We start from the raw sequence: 25,482 nt of genomic DNA, 5'->3' as shown, positions 1-25,482 counted from the left end.
TTCTTTGATTAAATGGTAACGTAAGCGCTTACATAACCATAATAATTGCAAATTTTGAAAATGTCAAGATAAAAGATATATTTTGTCTTTTTTCTTTCATAATATCGCTGATTTCTATAAAAAAAGACGGTAAAGTAAAGTTTTCTATTGAATTTATCAATAAAGTGAAAAAACTATTGTAAAGCGCTTACGATTTCCGTATAATGCTACTATAAGGACAAAAAGCCAGAAATCTGTTTGGTATCTACGGCAAAGAGCTTTTCCCTTGTGAAAAGCCTTTCTGGCTCTGTCTTGCAGACAGAGCCAATCCCCTTTTAATGTACTTTCGGACGGAGCAAAAAGACTTCTTAAAGCGTTTGGTTGAAAACAGATTTTCGGATGCTAAGGGATGGATACAGGAACCTCTGGGGTTACCCGTCATCAGTCAAAGCGTCTGGAAGGGATCAGCGTGATTCTTTCCGGGCCTGTGGTGGGGGTCGCCGCAGGAAACCTGCCTTGGGCTGCATGACCACTCTGCACGCTCTGTTTGATGGAGGGTTTTTGTCTGCTGTTTAAAAACAGTTCCTTGTTTTTAAGTGTGTATACAACAGGAGGCTTGCAAAATGACAATTTATGATATTTCCAAAAAGTCAGGCGTTTCAATCGCAACCGTTTCGCGGGTCATCAACGGAAAAAAGGGGGTCAGCGATGCGACCCGCCGCCGGGTACTGAGCGTGATGAATGAGAAAGGCTATACCCCGAATGCATTTGCCCGGGGTCTTGGCCTGCGTTCGATTAAGACCGTTGGCGTCATGTGCATGGATGTTGCGGACATCTATCTTGCCGCCGCAGTTTCGTCGATCGAGCGGGAGCTGCGCCGCCGGGGTTACGACTCCCTGCTCTGCTGTACCGGCAATGAACCGGAGGACAAAAAGAATGGCTTCCGGATGTTGATTTCCAAAAAGGTCGATGCGATTATCCTCGTAGGGTCGCATTTTATGACCAGTGATACGGTCTTTATCGGGCAGGCTGCCCAGCAGATCCCTGTGATTCTGATTAACGGCTATCTCAAGGCGCCCAATGTTTACTGTGTGCTCTGTGACGATTTTGGCGCTGTCTATGGTGCGGTCAGCGCGCTGCTCGAAAAAGGCCGGCGCAGGGTCCTCTATCTCTACGATTCAGCCACTTATAGCGGCCAGAAAAAGCTGGATGGCTACCGGTTCGCGCTCGGACAGGCGGGTATCCCGTTTGACTCGCAGCTGGTCTTCCGCTGCCCCCGGCAGATAGACCAGGCGCTTCCCGCGATCAACCAGCTTTATGAATCCAATCTGCTGTTTGACGCGGTGATGGCTTCAGAAGATGAGCTGGCGGTTGCAGCGATCAAATCTTCACTTGCACATGGGCGGATGGTTCCGCGGGATGTGGATATCATAGGATATAACAATTCCCTGCTTTCCCGCTGTTGTGAGCCGGAGCTGACAACGGTTGACAGCCGGGTAGAGGCGCTTTGTATGACTGCGATTTCGACCCTGTTCGGGGTGATCGAAGGGAAGGACTTCCCAGATCAGACCCTGCTTTCAGGCCAGCTCATCAGGCGCAGAACCACCCGTTTTTGAAAACTGATTCTGTATCAAAAGGTTTGCTTTGAAAGAGAGGTTTTGCCACAATGAAAAAGCCGTTTATGGACGCTGATTTCCTGCTGACCAATGAGGCAGCTAAGGATTTGTTCCACAACCATGCAGAAAAGATGCCGGTGGTCGACTACCACTGCCACATCAACCCCGCTGAAATTGCCGAGGACAAGCGGTATGAAAACATTGCTCAGCCGTGGCTGGCCGGGGACCACTACAAATGGCGGCAGATGCGCACCAATGGGGTACCGGAAGAGAGCATCACCGGCAGCGCGGGTGACCGCGAAAAATTTCAGGCATGGGCCGAAACACTTGACCGGGCGATCGGAAACCCCCTCTACCACTGGTCCCACCTCGAATTGCAGCGGTATTTCGGCTATAACGGCCGCCTCGGGAAGGAAACCGCCGAGGAGGTCTGGGAACTCTGCAACCGCAAACTGGCTGAACCGGGGATGGGTGTGCGCGGAATCATCGAACAGTCAAACGTCCGGCTGATCTGCACCACAGATGATCCGATCGACGATCTGCGTTATCATAAACAGCTTCGGGAGGACCCCTCCTGCAAGGTCAAGGTTCTCCCCGCCTGGAGGCCGGACCGGGCGATGAATATTGAACAGCCTTTTTACGCGGACTATCTCCGGCAGCTTTCCGAGGTTTCGGGGGTCGAGGTCAGCGACTTTGATTCGCTCTGTGCGGCGCTCTCCAACCGGCTCGATTATTTCGCCCAAAATGGCTGCTGCGCGTCTGACCACGCGCCCGACTGTGCGTTTTACTGCCCTGCCCCCAGGGAGAAACTGGACCGGATCATTGCGGATGCGTTGTCTGGAAAACTGGTGTCTGATGAGGATGTACGGAACTATAAGACCGAATTTCTCCTCTTTCTGGGCCGCCAGTACGCCAAACGCGGCTGGGTGATGCAGCTTCATTTCGGGGCGGTCCGCAATACCAATTCCAGAAGGTTTGCGCAGCTCGGCGCGGATACAGGGTTTGACTGTATGGGCAATCCTCTCGATGCATCGGCGCTCGCCTGTTTTCTGGATGCGCTTGACAAAACCGGCGAACTCCCAAAGATGGTTCTTTATTCGCTCAATAACAGCGACAACGAGATGATTGACACTGTAATCGGCTGTTTCCAGGGGGAAGGCATTGCGGGCAAACTCCAGCATGGTGCAGCGTGGTGGTTCAACGACACCAAAACCGGCATGGAACAGCAGCTGACCAGCCTTGCAAACCTTTCTCTGCTCGGGAATTTCATCGGGATGCTGACCGATTCCCGCAGCTATCTGAGCTATACCCGCCACGAGTATTTCCGCCGCATCCTCTGCAACCTGATCGGCAGATGGGTTGAGGAGGGGGAATTCCCGGACGACCGCGCGCTGCTTGGCCAGATGGTGGAGGACATCTGCTATAACAATGTAAAACGCTTTTTTGGCTTCGAGGTTTGATTTCACAGTTTTTTAAGAACCCGCTGGTTTTTTCCGGCGGGTTTCTCATAGAAAGCCATGGGACAGTTTTGCCGCAGAGGCCCGGCCCGGATATTTTTGTAAGAAATTGGTGCGAAACCGTTAAAAAAGTATCAGTAAAAGGTTCCAACCATCTTGTTATTTTCGGGAAAAGCGTGTATACTTTATTATGGTTACATCTTGACCTGCGGTCCGCGCTTTCTGTGGCGGCAGGATTTGGGATGGGAAACGTCTTTTGGTATTTTTATATTCAGATAGGAGGAAACAATCATGAGTGACAAGGTTATGTCACTGGCCGACGCTCGGGAAGACGCTCTGAAGGCGACTGCTGCGCGCGAACGGCTGGTCGCGCTCTTTGACCCCGACAGCTTCGTCGAGGTTGGAACCCTCGTCCAGACCGGCTGCGGCGGCGCAGGGGTCATCACTGGCTATGGCCTTATCGAAGGCAGCCCTGTTTATGCGTTCTCTCAGGACAGCACCCGGAAATCTGGCGCGGTGGGCGCTGCTCACGGCTCCAAAATCAGAAAGATCTATGACTTGGCCTACAAAACCGGGGCGCCGGTGGTCGGCATCTATGATTCGAACGGTGCGGCCCTCTCCGAAGGGCTTGACGCGATGGCCGCTTATGGCGAGATGCTCTGCTGGGGCAACAACCTTTCGGGTGTTGTACCGCAGGTTTCGCTGGTTCTGGGCGTGTGCGCGGGCGCAGCGGCAATGGTCGCGGCTTCGGCTGATTTTGTCGTGATGAGCGGCAAAGGCGAGTTCTTCCTCAATGCGGGTGATACCCAGTCCAGCTCCGCCGAAGCGTGCGCAAAGGCCGGTGTGGTACATCTCGTGGAGGAGGACGAATCGTCGGCGATCAAAGCGGCGCGCAGGCTTGTTTCGCTCCTGCCCTCCAACAACCTCTCCGCTGCCCCGATCTGTGGGTTTACCGCTCCCGAAGGCGCAGTGAAAAAGAATGCTGACAACCTGCTGGATACGGCAGCCGGCATCGTGGATGCAGACAGCCTGTTTGAGCTCCAGCCCGCATTCTGCGCCCAGACAGCTAAAGTTGCGCTGGCAACCGTTGCAGGCTCGACGGTGGGTGTCGTCGCGGCGTCCAACAGCGGTTACCTCTGCTCCAATGCCTGCTCTAAAATTGCGCGGTTTGTTTCGATCTGTGACGCATTCCAGATTCCGGTGCTGACCCTCGTCAACTGCGAGAAGTTCGCGGTTGCGGTTGAGGGCCACGGATTCCGCGGCGGCGTGCGCGAGGTTGCGAAGCTGGCGCATGTTTACGCCGAGGCGACCACCCCGAAGATTGCGGTCATCACCGGTAAGGCTTACGGTTCCGCTTACATCGCGCTTGCGGGCCGCGGCGCGAATGCCGACTACACCATTGCATGGCCGGATGCGGTTATCAGTGCACTCAGCCCGGAAACTGCGGTTGCATTCCTCGCCGGGGACAAGATCACGGCGGAAAAATCCCGCGAACAGGTGCAGGCGGAGTACATCGCGAACGAGGCGACCTCTCTTGCCGCTGCTGAGAAAGGCCATATTGACGAGGTGGTTGATCCGGATGCAACCCGCGCCGCAGTGATCTCTGCCCTCGATATGCTGGCCGGCAAGCGGGTTTCGACCCTGCCCAAGAAGCATGGGAACATTCCGCTTTAATAGAGTTTGCCGCAATTCCAGACTGGTCCGACCCTGTTCTTTTATAGATACCCGATGATTTTGAAGGAGGATTTTACCATGAGAAGATTTAATATCACTGTGAACGGCAAAGCATACGACGTTCAAGTGGAAGAACTGGCCGCTGGCGCACCGGCTCCAGCTCCAGCTCCGGCACCTGTTGCCGCTGCCCCGGCTCCTGCACCGGCAGCAGCGCCCGCCCCGGCTCCAGCTCCGGCCCCCGCCCCTGCCGCCGCTGCGAATGCCACCAAGGTCAATTCCCCGATGCCCGGCAACATCCTTGAAGTCAAGGTCAAAGAGGGCGATCAGGTCAATGCAAACGACATGCTGCTCGTGCTCGAGGCGATGAAGATGGAAAACGAGATCTTTGCGCCGGTTTCGGGTACTGTGGTTGGCGTCCATGTGAAAAAGGGTGACGCGGTCAACTCGAACGACCTGCTGATCTCGATCGCATAAGGGAGGCTATATAGATGGCACAAAAGGTGAAAATCTGCGAAACCATCCTGCGTGACGCGCATCAGTCGCTGATCGCCACCCGCATGAGCATGGACGAGATGCTCCCGATCCTTCCTGCGATGGATGAGGTCGGCTTCTATTCCTGCGAGTGCTGGGGCGGTGCAACATTTGATTCCTGCATCCGCTTTTTGAGCGAGGACCCGTGGGAGCGTCTGCGTCTGATCCGCAAAAATATGCCGAACACCAAGCTCCAGATGCTTTTCCGTGGGCAGAATATGCTCGGCTACCGCCACTATGCGGACGATGCAGTGGAGTACTTCGTCAAAAAATCGGTTGACAACGGCATCGACATCATCCGTATTTTCGACGCGCTCAACGATATCCGCAACCTTGAAACCGCGATCAAGGCGACCAAAAAGACCGGGGCGCATATGCAGGCTGCGATTTCGTATACCCTTAGCCCGGTGCACAGCATCGAGTATTTCGTCAATTATGCCAAGCAGCTCGAGGATGCGGGCGCGGATTCGATCTGCATTAAGGATATGGCCGCGCTTATCACCCCGGCGGCAGCATTTGAGCTGACCACTGAGCTGAAAAAAGCGGTCAAGGTTCCGATCGACCTGCACACCCATTACACCTCCGGACTGGCTTCGATGGCGCTGCTCAAGAGCATTGAGGCGGGTGTTGACATTATTGATACCGCGATGTCCCCGCTGGCAATGGGTACTTCCCATGCAGCAACCGAGTCGATGGTTGCGGCGCTCCAGGGCACCCCGTATGATACCGGGCTTGACCTGAAGAAACTGGATGTTGTGCGTGCGCATTTCGCCAAACTCCGCCAGAAATATCTGGACAGCGGCCTGCTCAGCCCGAAGGTCATGGGTGTCGATGCGAATACCCTTACCTATCAGGTTCCTGGCGGTATGCTCTCCAATCTCGTTTCCCAGCTGAAACAGGCGGGCAAAGAGGATAAGTTTGAGGATGTGCTCAAGGAAGTCCCGAACGTCCGTAAGGATTCCGGTTATCCGCCGCTCGTCACTCCGACCTCTCAGATCGTCGGTACACAGGCTGTGTTCAACGTGATCCTCGGAGAGCGGTATAAGATGGTCACCAAAGAGTTCAAGGCAATGGTTAAGGGTGAGTATGGGCGTACGCCTGCGCCGATTGACCCTGCGTTCCGCAAGAAAATCCTGGGCGATGAAGCGCCGATCGAGTGCCGCCCTGCCGACCTGATCCCGCCCGAGCTGGATAAGCTGCGCGCAGAGTTCCCGCGTGAATTCTACGAGCAGGAAGAGGATGTCCTGACGATGGCAATGTTCCCGCAGGTTGCCCCGAAATTCTTCGAGGCCCGCAGGGATAAAAAGTACGGCGTGGACAGCCATGGCGATAAGGAAAATAAAGTGCATCCGGTCTGATCCCGTATCAACCGGTTCGTCAACCGGAGAAGGTGCGTCCAGATGGGCGCATCTTCTTTCGTTTGTTTGCAAAAAACAGACACCGCAGACAGCGGTGCCCGTTTTGATCTCTTGCAGTTTTTTATCTGAAACAGGTCTGCCGTATGGGAAGTCCAGACGGCATCGTCCTGCGGCGGAACGCCTGTGTGGGTTATCCGTTCAGATAGACCTTCTCCACATACTGCGAGGTAAACGCCCGCATGGTGGAGAAGTAGCCCAGCTGCAGGCGGACGATGTCCCCGACCTTGTATTCCTGCTGGCTGTCGGTCACATCCAGCATCAGATGGTCGGAGCTGGCGCCCAGCGGGATGATCCCCGGGTCCACCGGTGTGGTGGTTTCCAGATCGAAGTCCTGCTTGCCCAATGCACACACCGCTTTCCGGCGGCAGCTGCCCCGATCCACAAAGGTGGGCTTTTTGCCGTAGGAGTCGGTACCCACCACGCCCCACGGCAGCGAAGGCTTATCCTTTAGCTCGACGATCTCACATTCCAGCGTAAACACATCCCGGTGGGTGCCGGGCAGATACTGGTATTTGGCCCGCTCCTTGCCGAATAAAAGGGACTCCCCCAGCCGCAGATGATTGACCCCCTGCGGGATGCCATTCCGCAGCATCAGGTCGATGGTGGCAGAGTTGCCCCCGCTGACAATCGACAATGGGTGGCCAGCGGCCTCCCCCGCGCGGCGGGCAAGGTCTGCCAGCAGACCCAGCTTTTCGCTGTCCGACTGGATAAACGAGAAACAGGTCAGGTTGACACCTACGCCGTACAGCTCTGCACCCGGGAGCTTTTCGACTCTGGCGGCTACATCCAGCAGCTCGTCATAGTCCACATAGCCCTCCCGGATGTCGCCCAGGTCCGCCATCAGAATTACTTTGTGTCTGCGTCCCTGGTGGTGTGCGGCATCCGCCACCGCCCGGATGACCTCCCACTCCGAGTGGAGGGCAGCGTCAGCATACCGGGCGGTGTCCTCCGCTTCGCTGCGCATCGGAGGGCGGATGAGCCATTTTTCCGCGGGAAGATTGTTCAGACGTTTCAGATTGGATACCCGGGAATCTCCCAGCATGGTCAGCCCGCCGTCCAAATAGGCTTTCGCGATCTTGGGATCGCCGCAATACACCTTGGTTACGCCGGTAATCTGGATGCCATGCTGATCGCAAAGCCCTTTGACCGTTTTTACATTCTCTCTCAAATGCTCCAAATCAATAGATACACGAGGATACATAACTGTCCCTTCTCCTTTGCCAAGAGATTCCCGGTTGCATGACACTTAGTTCCAGTAATCGGTCTTGCCCTGCAGGCCGACAGTGGATGCCTTGAAGGTCGGGTTTTTGCCCTCTTTTTTCTGGTTTGCATAGTCGACCAGCGCTTTGATTGCAGGGGTACCCAGCAGGCAGATGACCGGGATGTTGATGATTGCCATGATGCCCATGAGAACATCCGCCAGATCCCAGACAAGGCCCATGCTCAGGCCCGCGCCCACAAAGATCACCAGGGATGCGACAATTCGGAAGCAGAGCATAAACTGTTTGGATGGGACCTTGTTCATGATGTAGATGAGCAGGTTGTCAACATAGTAGAAGTTGCCCAGCAGGGTAGTGAAAGCGAACAGGACCATCGAGATGGTGATGAAGATGGGGCCAAAGCCGCCCAGCGCGTTCTGAAGCGCAGCCTGCACATAGGGGGCACCCGCCAGCTCCGCGGTCGGCTCCACGCCGGAGCACAGGCACATCAGAGCGGTGCAGGTGCAGAGCAGCAGGGTATCAATAAAGACCGAAAGCATCTGGACCAGGCCCTGTTTGACCGGGTGGCTGACCTCAGCGGCAGCAGCGGCGTTCGGAGCCGAACCCACGCCCGCTTCGTTCGAGAACAGGCCGCGCTTGATGCCGTACATCACGCAGGAGCCGGAGAAACCGCCGAAGATCGCGCTGAAGTTAAACGCCTCGGCAAAGATTTTGACCAGCACGCTGGGGAGCAGGTTGATGTGGAGCAGGGTAACGATCAGCGCCACCGCAATATAGAGGATACCCATGAACGGGACAACCGCAGAGGTGACATGAACGATACGTTTGCCGCCGCCCATCAGGCAGTAGCCAACCAGAACAGCCAGGATGCCGCCGATGACCCAAGGGGTAACGGTGGGATTGTAGAAGCTGTAGCCGCTGAAAGTAGACTGGAGGTTGTAGGACGCCAACATGTTGAAGCCGCCGGCATAGGTGAGGGTCATACTGACTGCGAAAAGCAGGGCCAGTGGACGGTTATGCAGGGCCGCTTCGATATAGTAAGCCGGGCCGCCGTAGCTGCTGCCATCCGGATGGCGTTTTTTGTAGATCTGGGCCAGTGTGCTCTCGATGAATGCGGACGCTCCGCCGAGGATGGCGATGACCCACATCCAGAACACCGCACCATAGCCGCCAAGGCAGACCGCGGTTGCGATACCGACGATGTTGCCGGTACCTACGCGGGAGGCGGTGGAAACCATCAGCGCCTGGAAGGAGGAAACGCCGCCTTCCTTATCTGGTTTTTCCATAACGACCTTGATGGATTCCTTGAACATACGGAACTGGACAAATTTCGTGCGGAAGGTGAACCAGATTCCGCCGCCCAGCAGGATGATAATCAGGATATAGCTGTACATAAGGTTGCTGATCTGACCGATCAAGCCGGCAAATGCATCATACATAATCAATTCTCCTTTATTCTTTTGTAGGAGAGATGAGAGACCCTCCTCAGGATCTGCGCATCCTATATCTGGAAATTGCGATTCTACAGCACGCCGCACAGTTTGTTTACATAGTCATCCAGCACAGAAAGCTTACCAGCGGGTTGTTACCCGCCCTTTCAAAGCAAGCCCTTGTTTTTATAAATCCGAATCAGATTTTCATTAGAATTCGCGTGCTGTTATTACAGCACGCAACCCCAAAGCCCTTTGGGGTTGCGGAAAAATGCGGTTTGGGTGTGATATTACCCAGCAACGGTCTCGGGTTCAGAAAACATATGCAGTCCCATCCGCTGGGAGAGGAACTCGAGCATGCGCACGCCTCCGATACTGTTGCCCTTTGCGTCGAGCATGGGATGGAACACCCCGATGCCCATACGTTTTTCTACTGCTGAGAGGATACCACCGCCGACGCCGCTCTTGGACGGGATTCCTACCTTGACTGCAAACGCCCCTGAACTGTCGTAGAGCCCGCAGGTGACCATAAACGTTTTGGCGATCCGTACCTGCCAGCCCTCTGCAACCCGTTCTCCGGTTACCGGGTTGACGCCGTTGTTGGCGAGCACCATTCCCATCCGGGCGAGATCCGGCGCGGTGACGGAAACCGAGCACATGCGGAAATACTGGTCGAGATAGTACTCCACATCGACGTCGCTTGGCAGAATCCCTTCGCTCTGCATAAAATAGGCCATTGCGCGGTTGCGCTTGCCTTCCTTCTTTTCCGAAAGATAGACCGCTTCGTTCAGTTCGATCTGGTCGTTGCCGCAAAACTTTCGGGTTAGTTGGAGCATAGCCTCAAACGGGTGTTCACACTGGATGCAGCTTGCTACTACAATTGCTCCCGCGTTGATCATTGGATTGGAGGGTTTGGCGGTATTAGTCTCCAGCCGGATGATCGAGTTGAAGGCGTCTCCGGTCGGCTCCATCCCCACACGCTTGAACACTGCGTCGTAACCAGAGGTTTGAAGTGCAAGGATCAGCGAAACCACCTTGGAGATACTCTGCATCGTAAACGGGACATCCGTATCGCCTGAAATCAGCGTTCTGCCGTTCGGCAGGGCGATTGCCGCGCCATAACGCGTAGGATCAGCCTTGGCAAGTTCAGGGATGTAGGAGGCAACCGCGCCGGTCTTTGGAAAAGATTTTGCGTAGGTAACCGAGTCGTCCAAGAGCTTCTGCATCAGGCTGATGTCCTCCACAGTTTGTACCATAGACGCTCACTCCTTTCTTTGTCGTATTTCATGAATTTACCTGGATTTTTTGACTTGACTTTTGTGCGTTTGTGCTGTATCTTGTCTGTATTATACCATAATTTTGTGCAATGCGCTAATAATTATTGTAAATATCCTTATTTCAAATTCCGATAATAGAAGTTTTAAACAAATTATGCAGAGCTTATTTGATGTACTATATAAAAAAATTGTAGAAACAAACGAAATCCTAATCAAAAGCTTGGGTAAAATGATGATGGGGGGAACGATCATGAACCTGAAACAGCTTGAGTATTTTTCCGTAGTCGCGCAGTACGGGTCCATCAATAAAGCTGCGCAGGCGCTTTACGTCTCGCAGCCGCATCTGAGCCACATCCTTCAGGACCTTGAGGAGGATATTGGTACCGCACTGCTGACCCGCACCAAGAAAGGGGTGCAGCTAACCGAAGAAGGCAGACATTTTTTACAGCATTCTCAAAAAATTCTGGGCGAAATGAACCAGCTACAGGGATTGTTCCACAAGCAGGAACGGTCGGGAAATACCTTTCGGGTATCGATGACCAAATTTTCCCATACAATGGAATCTTTTATCGACATTCTAAACCAGTGGTCGCAGGAACCGGAACTGTCTTTCCGGCTCAACGAAGGCTCTTCGATGGACGTGATTGCTGATGTGGAAAGTGGATATTCCGATCTGGGGGTGCTCCACTTCGAGTACACACCCGATTCCCCATTCCCACGGATTTTTGAGGAAAAAAAGCTGGAATACCGGCATCTTTCAGAGATCCGTCCGCATATCGTTTTAAGCCAGAACCATCCGCTGCTCCGTGTAGGACATGCCCCCACCCTCGGGGAGTTCCGGCCATATGGATTTGTCCGGTATATCGGGGAATATGAGGATTTTACCTACAACCTTTCGATCAACGGTGTACACTATGATCTGGACGATTCGCCCAAGATTGCCAGCGTCTATGGACGTGCGTCGTTGCTCCATCTGATCTCGGCAACCGACTTCTACACAATCGGGATTCAGGAGTTCGGCCGGCAGGCTGGCTGCTATGGATGCACCTCGATTCCGATCCCGGATTGTGACAATAAGCTGGAGTTTGGATATATTGTCCGCCTTGGCACGCCGCCATGCCGGGCTGCTGCGGAATTCATCAAAAACCTCTCCGGCCGCCTCAACGGCCAGCTTCCCCGATAGGGGCAGAACCTGTTTTATGATCTTTGCACAAGTTTTTTTCACGTAAGAGAACCCTTGTCGCCGCGGACCACAAACTGGCGTGGCTGAGAGGCGCCTGCATGTGGAGATACCTCCTAATCAAACAGTCTTTTTGCAAGAGATGAGAAACAGTCCCCTCTTCCGTATAGCTACTCCCTGCATACAGTGATGATCACGACTTCCGGCCGGTTGCACACTCGCGGCAGGAGCATATAATGCGAAACACCGCGGCTTACCACATGGGTAAAGGTAGGATGTCGATACATCCCACCCGCATACGGTGGAAGCAGCCCCTGATTTGGGGCGTAAAGGCCATTGAGCAGGCCGGGAATGCGTACCTGCCCGCCATGCGCATGCCCTGACAGCACCAGATCAAACGGCATTGCGCGGTATGCAAAGACCTTTTCGGGACGGTGGGAGAGCAGTATCCGCAATCGGTCCGACTGCTCAAGGCTGGAAAAAACCGTCTGTGCATCGTGCAGCCATCCTCCCGCGAACTGGTAGGAGGGATGTTCGGGGTCATTCAGCCCGCCGATGCAGATGGGGACCCCGGCAACTGTCACCTCCTCCCAGCTGTTGCACAGGCAGTGCACTCCGTACCGCCCGAGCAGGCGGGGGATCGTCGCGAGCTGCTGGGAGCGGCACTCATGGTTTCCGAGCGAAAAATAAAGCGGTGCAATCCCCTGCACCCGCTGAAGGAGGTCTGCGGCGCCGTATTGAGGCCGGATGTCATCCACAATATCCCCTGGCATCGCGATCAGGTCGGGGTGCTCCTGCTGCAGCAGGGCAGCAAGTGCTTCCCGCCGTTTTTGGGACAGCTCGCTGTGCAGGTCGGAGACAACCGCCAACCGCAGGGCTTTCCCTTTGGGAACGCGCGAGGTTTTTATCGTATATTGCCGCACAGTAATCCCGCTGTGACAGGCAGCATAAGCGGCGGTACAGCCCACCAGCGCGGGCAGAAGCAGTTTCCGTTTCATAACAGCAGTTCTCCGATCACGAAATTTGATAACAGAAATCCGGATGGCGTCAGACGCAGACCATCCTCATCACAGAACAGCAACCCGCCCTTTTGCAGGGGGCGGGCTTTTTCATGCAGGGGCGTTGGATCAAAACCGGGAAAGCGGCTGGCGAGTGCATCCCAGGTTACCCCCTCCGTGAGCCGCAAGCGCAGCATCAGATATTCCTCTGTATCCCCGCCAGGACCGTCATCCCGCAGAAGCGCGAATTTGTCCGGCGCCTCCAGGAATCCCCGCAGATCCCGCGGAAAATACCGTCTGCGCCCTCCAATAAACGAATGTGCAGACGGGCCGATCCCGAGATATTCCCGGCAATCCCAGTATTTGCAGTTGTGGCGGGCGATCCGCCCGTCCCGCGCGAAGTTGCTGATTTCATACTGCTGATAGCCGCGCTGCTCAAGTGTTTCCACCGCGTGCAGATAAGCATCCGCCTGCCCATCCTCGTCCGGACAGCGGGAGGCGGCTCCCTCCCGGCCGAATGGGGTATCCGGTTCGATCTTGAGCAGATAGGCCGAGACGTGTTCCGCACCAACCTCTGCACAAAGATTGGCCGCGCGGTCGATGTCGGGCAATGTTTGTCCGGGGGTGGCAAGCATCAGATCGAGTGAAAGATGGGAAAATCCTACCCGGTATGCCGCATCCACCGCATTCCGCACGCCGGCGATGGTGTGCATCCGTCCAAGCCGGGCAAGCTGCTGGTCGTCAGCGCTCTGTATCCCCAGCGAAAGACGGTTGGCGCCCGCATCCCAAAGGTGGGCAAGGGTGTCCGGCAGGGCGGAACATGGGTTGCACTCGACCGTGATCTCGGCATCCGGCCGGATGCCGAACCGGCTGCGTACCCCATTGAGCAGGCGGGCAAGCCGTTCTCCGCCCAGAACCGACGGGGTTCCCCCGCCAAAATAGACGGTATCGAGCGGTGCAAGGTCGAACGGGACCTGCGCCAAGGCATCCAGAACCGCCCTGGTATAGGCATCCATCAAGGATGGGTCGGCGCCCACCGAGTAAAAATCACAATAGGGGCACTTGCGCAGGCAAAATGGAATATGAAGATAGAGCGCATCGCACAGCATACGCAGCTCCCCTTCCTTTGTGGTATAAGAACCCGTATTCACAACCGTTCGACACCGTCTGAGCGGGTCTTTTGCCGGCCTGCCGCGTTGAAAAATCTTGTGATTATGAATACAGGTTCTAAAAAGAGGAATCGGAGGGACTTCCGATTCCTCCCGGTCTGCCGGTTAGAATGATAGGGGTTGGGCAGCGCTTCGGCTGGGACAAAGGCTGTCGAATGAAAACAGGCTTTAAACCATCAATCGTTCCGGTCCAGCTTGAGCACTGCGGTAAACGCTTCGGGCGGCACCGAAACCGACCCGAGCTGGCGCATCTTTTTCTTGCCTTCCTTCTGCTTTTCAAGCAGCTTCTTTTTCCGGGTGATATCGCCGCCATAGCATTTCGCAAGCACGTCTTTGCGCAGCGCCTTAACCGTTTCGCGGGCGATCACCTTGCCGCCGATCGCCGCCTGAATCGGGATTTCAAACATCTGGCGCGGGATATGCTCCTTAAGATTTTCGGCCATCCTGCGGGCGCGCGGATAGGCTTTTTCGGCATGGGCGATGAACGAAAGCGCGTCAACGATCTCGCCATTTAACAGGATGTCGAGCTTGACCAGTTTGGAGGGCTGGTAGCCGCACAACTCGTAATCAAAGGAGGCATACCCCTTGGTACGGGACTTGAGCGCATCGAAAAAGTCGTAAACAATCTCGTTGAGCGGCAGCTCATAATGCAGCTCAACCCGGTCGGTATCGAGATATTTGGTATCCAGATAAACCCCGCGCCGGTCCTGGCAGAGGTCCATGATATTGCCGATGTAGGCGGTTGGCGTGAAGATATTCGCTCTCACGAACGGTTCCTCCGCCGAGGCAATCAGCGCCGGGTCTGGGTAGCTGGTCGGGTTGTCAATCCAGCGCTCCTCCCCGTTGGTCAGCTTGAGCTTGTACACAACGCTCGGCAGGGTGGTGATAATATCGAGATTGAACTCCCGCTCGAGCCGCTCCTGTATGATCTCCATATGCAGAAGCCCGAGGAACCCGCACCGGAAACCAAACCCCAGCGCAACCGAGGTTTCGGGTTCAAACGAAAGGGAGGCATCGTTGAGCTGCAACTTTTCAAGCGCATCCCGCAGGTCGGGATATTTCGCACCATCGAGCGGGTAGATACCCGAAAAGACCATCGGCTGCACCTTGCGATAGCCGGGCAGCGGTTCCGCAGCGGGATTTTGTGCATCGGTGACCGTATCGCCGACCGCCGTATCCCGCACAGTTTTAATGGAAGCCGCGAGGTAGCCGACCTGCCCTGCAAAAAGCTCCTGCCGGGGGACAAGGGTGGTCGCGCCCATAACGCCGCATTCGACTACGGTAAATTCGGCCCCGGTGGCCATCATGCGGATCTGCATACCTGGACGTACGGTTCCCTCCTTGACCCGCACATAGACGATGACCCCTTTATAACTGTCATAGTAGCTGTCGAAGATCAAGGCACGCAGCGGGGCTTCCTCCTCTCCGGACGGAGCCGGGATATCGGATACAATCCGCTCGAGCACTGCATGGATATTCTCCCCGGTCTTGGCGGAAATACGCGGCGCATCGAGGCAGGGCAGCCCGATCACGTCCTCCACTTCATGGGCAACCCGTTCCGGTTCAGCCGCCGGCAGGTCGATCTTGTTGATGACCGGCATCACTTCCAGGTCATGCTCGATCGCAAGATAGGTGTTGGCGAGGGTCTGCGCCTCGATCCCCTGCGATGCATCGACGATCAGCACCGCACCTTCACAGGCGGCCAGTGACCGGGAAACCTCATAGTTAAAGTCAACGTGTCCGGGGGTGTCGATCAGGTTGAAATGGTAGTCCTCACCATTGTCCGCGTGATAGGTCAGAGAAACCGCCCGCGCTTTGATCGTGATGCCCCGTTCCCGTTCGATCTCCATATTATCGAGAATCTGTGCTTCCATATCCCGCTTGGCGACCGTCTCGGTCTGCTCAAGAATCCGGTCTGCCAGCGTGCTCTTCCCATGGTCGATGTGCGCAATGATGCAAAAATTGCGGATATTTTGTCTTTGATCTGCCATATATCTCCTGCCGTTTCCACCCATTCAGACGGGCTGTTTTTCATTTCTTATAGTATTGTCAAAACACTGAAAGACAAGCGCCTGTTTTTAGAACCTGTATTTATAATCAGAGGATGCCGGATGGGCGAGGGATTTTGCTGCCCTGCAAGGCGAAAAAACGCAGACAATACTTTGTGTATTGCAAGATTTTTCAACGTGGCAGGCCGACAAAAGACCCGCTCAGACGGTGTCGAATGGTTGTGAATACGGGTTCTTAAACAGTTCAATTATAACATACGCTTTTGTAAGGATGCAAGAGCAGTCCGGTACAGCCCGGGGATGAAAAAGGATAAAAATGAATTGCGAAAGAGGCTTTTAAGGAAAAGTCCCTCTTTCGCAATCTTTCATCCAACGAATCATACTGGTGATGGACAGACTGTTCATTCCTAAAAGCCCTCTTTGCCGCTCTTGCAGCGGTTTTTTCCAAAAATGAGAGATTTTAGATGTTGGCTGTGTGCACGCGGCGGCAAGGACGCCAGCATTCGATCTTGCCCCCTTTTTAAGAAGGAGGGACAAATCTTCCGTTATTTTTCCATCAGCGATCGGAGCTGTTTGCCGAGGTCATCTGCGAAGCCCTTCACACAGTCGATCATCTCGTTGAGCCCGGCTTCGATCTCGTTGGTATCCGTTTCCTGGAAATAGTCCTTTGAACGGGTTTTGCAATACCGCTTCACCATCTGTTTCATTCGTTCGGCCTGTGGCTCGGTCAGCCGTTTCCCGGCCAGACGCAGTTCGTGCAGGGCGTTAGCGCAGTCATCAAGCAGCTCCTGATATTCATTTTCAACCTGCTTACGAAACCGGGCGGTCATCTGCGCCTCATCCACCGGGTCGATAAACCGCAGCTCGACGATCGACGCTTCCCCGCCCATCTGCCGGATTTTCTGGGCCAGCATCGAAAACTGCTGCATCGACTGGGAGAAGTTTGGCAGCACTGCGACCCCTTGTTTAAAATATTCCGCCCCGCATTCCTTGAGTTTGCGCCAGATATAGACCCGCGCCTTGGAGGGGCTGACCGGTACCGTATAGCCCAGAGCGAGCCAGCTTTTGCGATGCATATGCCCACCGCCTTTTCTCTGTTTTTTCTGATTAAATTGTAACGGCCGTTACGTGGATTGTCAAGAGATTTTCCGGCTGGCGGGCTTTTTCCCGCCGCTCAAAAGCAACGGGTTTGATTTAAGCAGGTGGGCTGTCACGGTGCTCTTTTTCGATGATGTAGGACGGGAGGCTTCGTTGGCACCCATTTTTTTCATAGAACAGCTCCACACCCGGTTGCGCGCCAAAATACAGCATGGTTGGGGTATCCCTTTTTGCGAGTTGGAGCAGTCTGCTGCCGATCCCCCGCTTTTGGTATTCCGGAAGGACAAGCAGTTCGGTGATGGTTCCAAAATAATATCCGTCAGAAAGAATCCGCAGGCAGCCCACAAGCGTCCCGTCATCGTAGGCGGTTATGTTTATGGTTTTTGAGAGCGCGAGCTGTGTTTTATCCATGTCATAGTTACCGGGCCATATCTTGTTGACAAATGGTATAAATAATGATGAGTTTAACTGTTTGTCATCTTCTCTGTATTCCATTCTTTCCCCTCCTATACAGATTCCGGCTTGTCAATCCTGTGCATGTAAGATTTCACGCAGAAATTCGCCAATGGTGCTGGGAAGGGACTCTTTGGTTGCTTTGCAGGACAGGAAGATGCGGAACCAGTCCGCCGCCACAAGCACCAGGCCCGACAAAAGCGCGGCCCGCAGATAGAGCAGCAGTTTCCCAGCCATGAGGCTGATCGGACCGATACAAAGCGCGAAAAAGATGAACGCACATATCATCAGATATTTGAGAGGATCGGCAAGGCTTTGGAACTGGTAGCAAACAATTGATGTCCGGTCGTTTTCCCCTGCTTTCATGGTGCCATAGACAGTATAAATGATTCTCGAACGGCCATCAGCTTCAAAATATTCTGACTGCGCCAGACGAAACCAGCGGCCCCATAGAAAACCGCGGGGTGCATCGCTGTCCTTGCCCCCAGAGGTCGCCCCCTGTAGTGCTGCGCGGCACTGCCCCGGGGTGTAATCGCTTGTCAGAGTAAAACGGTGAAACATAAAAGCTCGCCTCTTTCTGTCAAAAATGGTTTGGGCAGGATTAAGTATACCATGTCCCCGCAGGCAGTTCAATTCTTTCGGTCAAATAACGCCAAATAACAGGTGAATTTTGCTTGCAATTTACCACGTTAAATGGTAGAATACTATATTATCTTTTTTATATTTTTGGGAAAGAAGATGGTATACCATGTCTGTGAAAAATCTGATTCTGCCGTCCCACTATTTTTCCAAGCTCGACATCATGGAAACCGAGGTTGCAATTAAGCTGGCCAAGGATACCTTCGAGCGGGAACTGGCGGAGGCGCTTTCGCTTACCCGTGTTTCGGCGCCGCTTTTTGTGCGCCCCGAGACCGGCCTGAACGACGACCTCAACGGGGTGGAACGCCCTGTCCGGTTTGATATTCTGGAGCTCCAGGCTGATGTTGAGATCGTCCATTCGCTGGCAAAATGGAAGCGGATGGCACTCGGCAGGTATGGTTTCGCGCCCGGAACCGGCCTTTATACCGATATGAACGCGGTTCGACGGGATGAGGACCTGGATAATATGCATTCGGTCTATGTGGATCAGTGGGATTGGGAAAAGGTGATTACCCGGGAGGAGCGGTCGTTCGAGACGCTGAAGTCCGCTGTTCGGTCGGTGATGTATGCGCTGCGCAAAACACAGGATGTGCTCTGCCACCAGTTTACTGCGCTCGAACGGTATCTGCCGGAAGGAATCCATTTTATTACCAGCCAGGAGCTAGAGGATCTTTATCCGGAAAAGACGCCAAAACAGCGGGAGGACGCGGTCGCCGAAAAATATGGGGCGGTGTTCATCTCGCAGATCGGTGGGGCGCTCCGATCGGGCAGGCCCCACGATGGACGCGCGCCCGACTATGATGACTGGTCGCTAAATGGGGATATCCTGATCTGGTATCCGGTGCTTGGCCATGCGTTTGAGATCAGCTCCATGGGCATCCGTGTGGATGCCGAAGCGCTGCGTCGGCAGCTTGCAATCGCCGGATGCGAGGAACGTGCTGCGCTGCCGTTTCACAGGAAACTGCTGGAAAACCAGCTTCCGCTCACGATGGGCGGCGGCATCGGGCAGAGCCGGATCTGCATGGCGCTGCTTCAAAAGGCGCATATCGGAGAAGTACAGGCGTCGGTCTGGTCGGATGAGATGCATGATGCCTGCGCAGCTTCGGGAATTCACCTGCTGTAACGAAATGGCTATCTCTACGGCTTTTTAAAGTTTTACTCAATTTTTTTCAAAAAATTGTGGGGTCAAGGGGCAGAGCCCCTGATGCGCTCCGCACTGCGAGCCGCAGCGAAGCGTTTCGAGCGCAACCCGCCGAAGGCGGGCTCTTAGCGCGAGATGAGCGCGGAACGCTTTATCCTGTGAAGCGCATTTTTCAGGTGAATTGCCGCGAAGCGGCAAGAGGGGGCTTTTTGCAAGAGAAAAAGCCCCCCTGTCGAAGGCACAGAACAGACTAAAAAATTGGCTTTGGCTCGAAAGAGATAGAGGAGGAGTTTTATGGAAACCTATGCGGAAAAGTCCCGGGATCTGAACAAACTGTTCGGTTCCCGGGTGTTCGGAGATGCAGCAATGCGTGAGTACCTCTCCAGAGAGGTTTATGAGGGGCTGAAACATACGCAGAACAGCGGCCAGCCGCTTGACCCGGCGATGGCAAAAGCAGTGGCGTCCGGGATGATGAACTGGGCGCTCTCGCTCGGCGCCACCCATTATACCCATTGGTTCCAGCCGCTGAGCAATATCTCGGCCGGCAAACACGATGCGTTCATCGAGCCGACCGGCAATGGAGAGATTGTACTCGACTTTTCGCCCAAGGCGCTGGTCAGGGGGGAGCCGGACGCATCCTCCTTCCCGTCGGGCGGGCTGCGCGCCACCTTCGAGGCCCGGGGATATACCGCGTGGGACCCCACTTCCCCGGCGTTTGTCAAGGACGGCACCCTCTATATCCCCACCGCATTCTGTGCCTATACCGGTGAGGCGCTCGACCAGAAAACCCCGCTGCTGCGGTCGATGGAGGCGGTCAACCATGCGGCTGTGCGGCTGCTGCGGCTGCTCGGCAACACCACCTCAAAATGTGTCATCCCGACGGTGGGCGCCGAACAGGAATATTTTTTGATCGACCGCGGGCTTTATGAACAGCGGCTCGACCTCAAAATCTGTGGACGGACCCTGCTCGGTGCGAAGCCCCCAAAGGGACAGGAGCTGGATGACCACTACTGCGGGCGGATCCGCCTGCGGGTGGCCGAATTCATGAACAAGCTGGATGAGGAGCTTTGGGCGCTCGGCGTGCCCTCCAAGACCAAGCACAACGAGGTTGCGCCTACCCAGCACGAGATGGCCCCGGTCTACGACCAGGCGAACGTTGCCTGCGACCATAACCAGCTCACCATGGAGACGATGCGCTCGGTCGCCAAAAAGCTGGGACTGGCTTGTCTGCTCCATGAAAAGCCGTTCAACGGGATCAACGGTTCGGGCAAGCACAACAACTATTCGCTTGCCACCGACGATGGGATCAATCTGCTTTCCCCTTCCAAAGACCCGATCAAAAACCGGCAGTTCCTGCTCCTGCTGGCTGCGTTTCTCCAGGCGGTGGACGAGCATGCCGACCTGCTGCGCGCCTCGGCTGCTTCGGCGGGCAACGACCATCGGCTCGGTGGTTTTGAAGCGCCTCCCGCGATCATCTCGATCTTCCTGGGAGAAAGCCTGACACAGTCGCTGCTCGATGCGGCAGAAGGGGCGGTTCTGGGCAAAGCACAGCGGGAGCTGCTCCGGACAGGTGTTTCTGCACTTCCGGAACTTGTAAAGGACGATTCCGACCGGAACCGTACCTCCCCATTTGCTTTTACCGGCAACAAGTTTGAATTCCGCATGGTCGGCTCGGCGCAGTCGATCGCGCTCACCAATGTGGTGCTTAATACCGCTCTGGCAGATGTATTTACCCAGTTTGCCAACCGCTTGGAGCAGTCCGAAGACCGGGACAGCGAGATCGGTTCGATCATCGCTGACACGGTCAGCCGGCATGGGCGGATCATCTTTAATGGCAATAACTACGCAGAAGCCTGGGTCGAAGAGGCCAAGCGCCGCGGGCTTCCGATCCTTGAAACGGCTGTCGAGGCGTTTGACCGGCTGATCCTGCCCGAAAATATCGCGCTGTTTGAGCGCTACGGGGTATTTACCCCGGCGGAATGCCAGTCCCGCCATGAAATCCTGCTCGAAAATTATGGGAAGATCATCAGCATTGAGGCAGCCACCATGATCGAGATGGTCCGGCAGCAGGTCTATCCGGCAGTGGTGCAGTATGCTGGACAGGTTGCGCACGCGGTCAATGAACTGAAACAGGCCGGGATGCACAGCCAGTCGGCCGAGACGGTGCTGAAAAGCCTCACCGCGCTGACCGACCAGATTGATTCCGAATTGACAGCCCTGCGGGAAGCGTATGCCCGCAGCCAGTCGATCGAGGATGTGCACGCGCACGCAACCTTCATGCGCGGCACGATCCGCGTCTGCATGGGGAGCCTGCGCACCTCCTGTGATGCTGCCGAAAAAATCATGTCCCGGGAGAGCTGGCCAATTCCAACCTATACCGATCTGCTGCTCCGCGTTTGAGCAAGCCCTTCAGGACTTGCTTTATAAAGAGAGGAATCTGTCGATTCCTCTCAAAATTAAGAAAGGGCTGAATGGAAATGGCAAAATTGAATCTGGGCGAAAACGAAAAAATGATCGCACAGGCTGCGGCTTCCCACATTGTGAAATTTATGATGCTGCCGCAGGCGAACCCGGGCACCCTGTATGTGACCAACCTGCGGGTGTCCTTTGACCCGTCACAGGGGAGAGCTTCTTCCGCATTTGAGTATGCGCTTGAAGAGATTGCATCGTTCTCGACCGGCATGGCGAACACCATCAATCTGCGGCTCAAAAATGGGGAAGAGCACAAGATTACCGGGATGTTCAACAAAAAGCTGATTGAGGCGCTCCAGAGCGCGGGCGTGAGCAGGGCATAAGCCGGACAGAGTCCAAATCAACAGGAAAAGGCAGCTCGGGTTTCCCGCGCTGCCTTTTGACCTTGGGAGGTTTTCAGGATGAGATATGAATATGTGGAAGTGCATATCAACAGGTTTTTGGGGGCAGGCTCAAAGGAGCACCGGAGGCTGATTGATGAGTATGCAGCCAAGGGATATCGCTATGTGGGGTTTATCCCTGTCAATATGACCGACTATGGGAAAATTAAGGATGTGGATTTGATTTTCGAGATAGAGGCATAGTTGACAATCGGCAGGCTTCCCGGTATGCTTTATAAAACAGATTTTAAATGAAAAGACGTCTTTTCATGATTCCCAGACTTCGTTCTGGGAATCATGGGGAATGTCGGGGAGAAGTGTCATATGGATTTCAGCGGTTTATTGTTAAAAGAGCATACAATCTGGGGCGGCCTGCGGTGGAACCTGTTGACCGAAAAGCGCCTGAAAAAAAGAAAATGTCTGGAGCAGTATGGATACAAGGTCTACTCCCAGAACGATGAGGATGGGATTATCCAGGAGATTTTCAGAAGAATCGGTGTGACCAATAAAACGTTTATCGAATTTGGCGTACAGAATGGTCTGGAAAGCAACTGCCATTATTTATTGTTCCAGGGATGGAACGGCCTGTGGATGGACGGGGATGGGGAAGCGATTCGGGAAATTCAGAAACGGTTTTATCCGGTGCTGAAAACCGGACAGTTGGCATGTAAACGCGCGTTCATCACGAGAGAGAACATCAACCAGTTGATTTCGGAGCAGGGGTTCAGCGGGGAGATCGATCTGCTGAGCATTGATGTGGACGGAAATGACTATTATATATGGGAGGCAGTCACGGCGGTATCCCCTCGTGTGGTTATCATCGAATACAATGGAAAGCTCCCGCCTGACTGTGACTGGAAGATGGCATATCATGCATATCATGTCTGGGAAGGATCGGACTGGCATGGGGCTTCTCTGAAAGCGTTGCAACGTTTGGGGGAGCGTTTGGGATACCAGCTGGTGGGTACCGGATTGGTCGGGGTGAATGCATTTTTTGTAAAAAAGGAGATCGCGGGAAACCTGTTCTACAAGCCCGCGACCGCAGAAGCCCTATATAACCCGCTCCGCCTGCTCATCTGCCACAAGTGCGGCCATCCCGCGCGCTATTGCCTGGCCGGGCAGCAGGAGGGGCTTGGACTGCTGAACTATGAGCCGGATGCGATTGCAGCCGCGGATTTTGGATTCCACGGACGCGAGTATCAGAACTCCGGGATGTATGCACAGTGGATGTCTGAGGTCAAAAGCCAGATCATTATCCGGGAAGATCAGGAAGCAATCCATGCGGTTGCAATTCCTTATAACCTCCCTGCTGAGGTGCTGAGATCGGTCAAAAAGCCTTACAGTGTCACCATTCAGGTGGAGCGGGAGGAACCGCAGGTCTTGCCGGTCGAACAGGAGGCAGGGGAATTTTGCATAGCGCTCCCGGACACAGGACAGGCTTTCCTGCGGATCACATTTACAGTTTCAGAGCTTTGGAGCCCGGCCGAAGTCTTGGGTACAGGGGATGGGAGATCTTTAGGACTCAATATCCATTTCAGTGAAATCCGGGCGATTGAGGATGCGGTTCCGGGTCAGGAGCCGTAAGAAGCTGTTTCGCATTTCTTGATGCAAGGGGGCTTTTTCTCTTACAAAAAGCCCCCTCTTGCCGCTTCGCGGCAATTCACCCGAAAACGCGCTTCACAGGATTAAAGTATTTCGCTCATTGCGATGAGCGACCAAAGGCTCTGCCTTTGGAAACCGCGATTTTTTGGAAAAAATCGAGTAAAACTTTGGCTTTGGGAAAAAGCGGCACCCGGCCCGGAAGGGAGGGGCCTGCGGGGAGGGGTCGCCGACCCCTCGCCCGTAAGGCAAACTGAGGGGGCGTCGCGGCGTATGCCGCGCTTCGGACCGCAGGTCCGAGAAGTCCCCCGAAGCAGGGCGCTTGCGCCCCGGAAGTTTGGGCTGGAACCCAAACTTCCGTTGCCTCACTGCCTTTGGAAACCGCGATTTTTTAGAAAAAATCGAGTAAAACTTTCGTTTTGGAAAAAAGCGGCACCCAGCCCGGAAGGGAGGGGCCTGCGGGGAGGGGTCGCTGACCCCTCGCCCGCAAGGCAAACTGAGGGGGCGTCGCGGCGAATGCCGCGCTTCGGACCGTAGGTCCGAGAAGACCCCCGAAGAAGGGCGCTTGCGCCCCGGAAGTTTGGGCTGGAACCCAAACTTCCGTTGCCTCACTGCCTTTGGAAACCGCGATTTTTTGAAAAAAATCGGGTAAAACTTTAGATGCTAAACAGGCTCTAAGACGCGCTGTTATCCGCAGTCTGTCTGGTATTCCTCGATTGCAGGCTTTTGGAAATGGTGCCATTCGCCAAATACACAGGCGGCTGAAACTGCAAAAAGAGCTGGGACCTTTTACGGTTCCAGCTTTTTTGACAAAACAGGCAGAAAATTTACCGGCAGGATGTGCGCGGCGGCTGTCGGTACGGCTTCCTATTTTAAAAAGGGAAGAAAGCGTGTTTTCAGCAGCGCGAAAAGGCGTTCGTACCAGTTGGGGATTCCGGCATCTTTTGGCGTCCAGCAATCGAGCGCGCCAAACAGCTCTGTGGTGGCATCCCAGTCGATGTTGCGGATGTGGTGTTTCCGCTGCCCTTCCGCGCGGGTCGAAACCACCAGGTCACAGCGGTTGTCCCCACGCTGTAAAATACTTTGCCGGATGTTCACCAGTGCAATTTTGTCGGAGGGAATCACTACTGTGTGTAGATAATATCCGCTTGAATAACGAAGGGTAAAAAAATCTTGGCTTTTTGAGACGCCGGAAGAGAAAAAATCCATCAGTCTGACCCCGAGAAACCAGTAAGCCGGGATGGAGAGCATCAGCCCCGCGAATTGCAGGATCGCTGCCCAGGCTGGCAGATATCGGGTGCCCAGAAAGGATGCCAGTGGGATCAGGATACAGGGCCATAGTGGTTCAATCAGAAATTTGAAGATTGCTCCGGCGTTGGGTTTCAGTGCGCGCGGGCTGGGCTGGAATTCCGGCAGCAGCCGGTCGAGCTGGCCCATCGCGTGTTTGCGGGTCGAAAACGGGATGACAGCCGCGATGTCAGACTGTTCCTTGCCAACTCCGATCCCGTCGAGAAACACCGAGTAGAGCCGAAACAGGCGGGTCAGGAGGCTTTGGCGGATATCGATAAAACTGATCTCTTTGATCTGAAGCTGATAGAATTTTTTTGTCAGCACCCCGCCTTGCAGATGGAGCAGTTCCGCTGTCCGGCGGGTGCAGAGCCCATGTGTTTGCAGCAGGCTCATTGTGAACGCCACCATCCATCCGCCGATCAGCGCCAGCGCAGCCCCTGCTGCAATCGGGG

At 54.7% G+C, this 25,482-nt stretch carries 21 protein-coding genes (1 of these 21 cut by a window edge); 11 read left to right on the top strand and 10 right to left on the bottom strand.

The window, feature by feature from the left end:
* The first annotated feature begins 602 nt into the window (after positions 1 to 602).
* From C814_RS21305 to C814_RS21285, 5 genes are all read left to right on the top strand, one after another.
* A complete protein-coding gene (locus tag C814_RS21305; protein WP_016317528.1) occupies positions 603 to 1,595 on the top strand; it encodes a LacI family DNA-binding transcriptional regulator in 993 nt (330 codons plus the stop codon).
* A 50-nt stretch (positions 1,596 to 1,645) separates the two neighbouring features.
* Positions 1,646 to 3,055, top strand: coding sequence for a glucuronate isomerase (uxaC, locus tag C814_RS21300; RefSeq protein ID WP_016317527.1), 1,410 nt, complete (start codon positions 1,646 to 1,648; stop codon positions 3,053 to 3,055).
* A gap of 288 nt (positions 3,056 to 3,343) precedes the next feature.
* A complete protein-coding gene (locus C814_RS21295) occupies positions 3,344 to 4,726 on the top strand; it encodes a carboxyl transferase domain-containing protein (protein ID WP_016317526.1) in 1,383 nt (460 codons plus the stop codon).
* Between the two features lie 78 nt (positions 4,727 to 4,804).
* Entirely contained in the window at positions 4,805 to 5,200 is a 396-nt protein-coding gene (locus C814_RS21290) for a biotin/lipoyl-containing protein (protein ID WP_016317525.1), read from the top strand.
* Between the two features lie 14 nt (positions 5,201 to 5,214).
* Positions 5,215 to 6,615 carry an oxaloacetate decarboxylase subunit alpha gene (locus tag C814_RS21285; RefSeq protein ID WP_016317524.1) on the top strand — a complete coding sequence of 467 codons (1,401 nt, stop codon included), beginning with the start codon at positions 5,215 to 5,217 and terminating at the stop codon, positions 6,613 to 6,615.
* 190 nt (positions 6,616 to 6,805) lie between these two features.
* On the opposite strand, the gene C814_RS21280 is transcribed toward C814_RS21285, so the two are convergent.
* From C814_RS21280 to glsA, 3 genes are all read right to left on the bottom strand, one after another.
* Positions 6,806 to 7,876, bottom strand: a complete 1,071-nt coding sequence (locus tag C814_RS21280; protein WP_016317523.1) for an alanine/ornithine racemase family PLP-dependent enzyme — start codon at positions 7,874 to 7,876, stop codon at positions 6,806 to 6,808.
* A 45-nt stretch (positions 7,877 to 7,921) separates the two neighbouring features.
* A complete protein-coding gene (locus C814_RS21275) occupies positions 7,922 to 9,334 on the bottom strand; it encodes an alanine/glycine:cation symporter family protein (protein WP_016317522.1) in 1,413 nt (470 codons plus the stop codon).
* A 281-nt stretch (positions 9,335 to 9,615) separates the two neighbouring features.
* A complete protein-coding gene (gene glsA, locus C814_RS21270) occupies positions 9,616 to 10,551 on the bottom strand; it encodes a glutaminase A (RefSeq protein WP_196809961.1) in 936 nt (311 codons plus the stop codon).
* 301 nt (positions 10,552 to 10,852) lie between these two features.
* On the opposite strand from glsA, the gene C814_RS21265 reads away from it, so the two are divergent.
* A complete protein-coding gene (locus C814_RS21265; RefSeq protein WP_022788616.1) occupies positions 10,853 to 11,785 on the top strand; it encodes a LysR family transcriptional regulator in 933 nt (310 codons plus the stop codon).
* Positions 11,786 to 11,952: 167 nt separating this feature from the next.
* Here the strand turns inward: C814_RS21265 and C814_RS21260 are convergent, their stop codons facing one another.
* From C814_RS21260 to C814_RS21240, 6 genes are all read right to left on the bottom strand, one after another.
* Positions 11,953 to 12,780 carry a metallophosphoesterase gene (locus C814_RS21260; RefSeq protein WP_016317518.1) on the bottom strand — a complete coding sequence of 276 codons (828 nt, stop codon included), beginning with the start codon at positions 12,778 to 12,780 and terminating at the stop codon, positions 11,953 to 11,955.
* Entirely contained in the window at positions 12,777 to 13,931 is a 1,155-nt protein-coding gene (hemW, locus tag C814_RS21255) for a radical SAM family heme chaperone HemW (protein WP_155846460.1), read from the bottom strand. Before hemW ends, C814_RS21260 begins: the two co-directional genes overlap by 4 nt.
* Positions 13,932 to 14,125: 194 nt before the next feature.
* On the bottom strand, positions 14,126 to 15,940 hold the full coding sequence (lepA, locus tag C814_RS21250) for a translation elongation factor 4 (protein WP_016317516.1): 1,815 nt from the start codon (positions 15,938 to 15,940) through the stop codon (positions 14,126 to 14,128).
* A gap of 563 nt (positions 15,941 to 16,503) precedes the next feature.
* Complete coding sequence (locus tag C814_RS22700; protein ID WP_016317515.1) at positions 16,504 to 17,034, bottom strand: Chromate resistance protein ChrB; 531 nt, start codon at positions 17,032 to 17,034, stop codon at positions 16,504 to 16,506.
* 118 nt (positions 17,035 to 17,152) lie between these two features.
* Positions 17,153 to 17,551: a GNAT family N-acetyltransferase gene (locus tag C814_RS21245; RefSeq protein ID WP_016317514.1), complete on the bottom strand. Its 399-nt coding sequence runs from the start codon at positions 17,549 to 17,551 to the stop codon at positions 17,153 to 17,155.
* Between the two features lie 30 nt (positions 17,552 to 17,581).
* Positions 17,582 to 18,070, bottom strand: a complete 489-nt coding sequence (locus tag C814_RS21240) for a hypothetical protein (RefSeq protein WP_016317513.1) — start codon at positions 18,068 to 18,070, stop codon at positions 17,582 to 17,584.
* A gap of 187 nt (positions 18,071 to 18,257) precedes the next feature.
* On the opposite strand from C814_RS21240, the gene asnA reads away from it, so the two are divergent.
* The 5 genes from asnA (at position 18,258) to C814_RS24360 (ending at position 23,725) form a co-directional block, all read left to right on the top strand.
* Entirely contained in the window at positions 18,258 to 19,271 is a 1,014-nt protein-coding gene (gene asnA, locus C814_RS21235) for an aspartate--ammonia ligase (protein WP_016317512.1), read from the top strand.
* 312 nt (positions 19,272 to 19,583) lie between these two features.
* Positions 19,584 to 21,689, top strand: a complete 2,106-nt coding sequence (locus C814_RS21230; RefSeq protein ID WP_016317511.1) for a glutamine synthetase III family protein — start codon at positions 19,584 to 19,586, stop codon at positions 21,687 to 21,689.
* Between the two features lie 77 nt (positions 21,690 to 21,766).
* Positions 21,767 to 22,084 (top strand): PH domain-containing protein, encoded by a 318-nt coding sequence (locus C814_RS21225; RefSeq protein WP_158604978.1) that lies wholly within the window; start codon positions 21,767 to 21,769, stop codon positions 22,082 to 22,084.
* A gap of 78 nt (positions 22,085 to 22,162) precedes the next feature.
* On the top strand, positions 22,163 to 22,345 hold the full coding sequence (locus C814_RS21220) for a DUF4177 domain-containing protein (protein WP_016317509.1): 183 nt from the start codon (positions 22,163 to 22,165) through the stop codon (positions 22,343 to 22,345).
* 120 nt (positions 22,346 to 22,465) lie between these two features.
* The gene (locus tag C814_RS24360; RefSeq protein ID WP_016317508.1) at positions 22,466 to 23,725 is read left to right on the top strand and encodes a hypothetical protein; all 1,260 of its coding nucleotides are present in this window, start codon (positions 22,466 to 22,468) and stop codon (positions 23,723 to 23,725) included.
* 882 nt (positions 23,726 to 24,607) lie between these two features.
* On the opposite strand, the gene C814_RS21215 is transcribed toward C814_RS24360, so the two are convergent.
* A protein-coding gene (locus C814_RS21215; RefSeq protein ID WP_016317507.1) for a PH domain-containing protein crosses the window boundary here: on the bottom strand, positions 24,608 to 25,482 show its 3' portion. Its footprint extends 694 nt past the window's final position; 875 of the gene's 1,569 nt are visible here — the last part of the coding sequence; the start codon falls outside the window, past its right edge; the stop codon is at positions 24,608 to 24,610.

Source organism: Anaerotruncus sp. G3(2012) (assembly GCF_000403395.2).
GTDB lineage: Bacteria > Bacillota > Clostridia > Oscillospirales > Ruminococcaceae > Anaerotruncus.
This window is presented reverse-complemented; position numbering and strand designations above follow the sequence as displayed.

Bases quoted from the DNA above. Each gene is read 5' to 3' on its own strand.
- uxaC (WP_016317527.1), top strand. From the start codon at position 1,646: ATGAAAAAGCCGTTTATGGACGCTGATTTCCTGCTGACCAATGAGGCA.
- C814_RS21230 (WP_016317511.1), top strand. From the start codon at position 19,584: ATGGAAACCTATGCGGAAAAGTCCCGGGATCTGAACAAACTGTTCGGT.
- C814_RS21280 (WP_016317523.1), bottom strand. From the start codon at position 7,876: ATGTATCCTCGTGTATCTATTGATTTGGAGCATTTGAGAGAGAATGTA.
- lepA (WP_016317516.1), bottom strand. From the start codon at position 15,940: ATGGCAGATCAAAGACAAAATATCCGCAATTTTTGCATCATTGCGCAC.
- C814_RS21265 (WP_022788616.1), top strand. From the start codon at position 10,853: ATGAACCTGAAACAGCTTGAGTATTTTTCCGTAGTCGCGCAGTACGGG.
- C814_RS22700 (WP_016317515.1), bottom strand. From the start codon at position 17,034: ATGCATCGCAAAAGCTGGCTCGCTCTGGGCTATACGGTACCGGTCAGC.
- C814_RS24360 (WP_016317508.1), top strand. From the start codon at position 22,466: ATGGATTTCAGCGGTTTATTGTTAAAAGAGCATACAATCTGGGGCGGC.
- glsA (WP_196809961.1), bottom strand. From the start codon at position 10,551: ATGCAGAAGCTCTTGGACGACTCGGTTACCTACGCAAAATCTTTTCCA.
- C814_RS21285 (WP_016317524.1), top strand. From the start codon at position 5,215: ATGGCACAAAAGGTGAAAATCTGCGAAACCATCCTGCGTGACGCGCAT.
- asnA (WP_016317512.1), top strand. From the start codon at position 18,258: ATGTCTGTGAAAAATCTGATTCTGCCGTCCCACTATTTTTCCAAGCTC.
- C814_RS21305 (WP_016317528.1), top strand. From the start codon at position 603: ATGACAATTTATGATATTTCCAAAAAGTCAGGCGTTTCAATCGCAACC.
- C814_RS21240 (WP_016317513.1), bottom strand. From the start codon at position 18,070: ATGTTTCACCGTTTTACTCTGACAAGCGATTACACCCCGGGGCAGTGC.
- C814_RS21220 (WP_016317509.1), top strand. From the start codon at position 22,163: ATGAGATATGAATATGTGGAAGTGCATATCAACAGGTTTTTGGGGGCA.
- C814_RS21290 (WP_016317525.1), top strand. From the start codon at position 4,805: ATGAGAAGATTTAATATCACTGTGAACGGCAAAGCATACGACGTTCAA.
- C814_RS21275 (WP_016317522.1), bottom strand. From the start codon at position 9,334: ATGTATGATGCATTTGCCGGCTTGATCGGTCAGATCAGCAACCTTATG.
- C814_RS21260 (WP_016317518.1), bottom strand. From the start codon at position 12,780: ATGAAACGGAAACTGCTTCTGCCCGCGCTGGTGGGCTGTACCGCCGCT.
- C814_RS21245 (WP_016317514.1), bottom strand. From the start codon at position 17,551: ATGGAATACAGAGAAGATGACAAACAGTTAAACTCATCATTATTTATA.
- C814_RS21295 (WP_016317526.1), top strand. From the start codon at position 3,344: ATGAGTGACAAGGTTATGTCACTGGCCGACGCTCGGGAAGACGCTCTG.
- C814_RS21225 (WP_158604978.1), top strand. From the start codon at position 21,767: ATGGCAAAATTGAATCTGGGCGAAAACGAAAAAATGATCGCACAGGCT.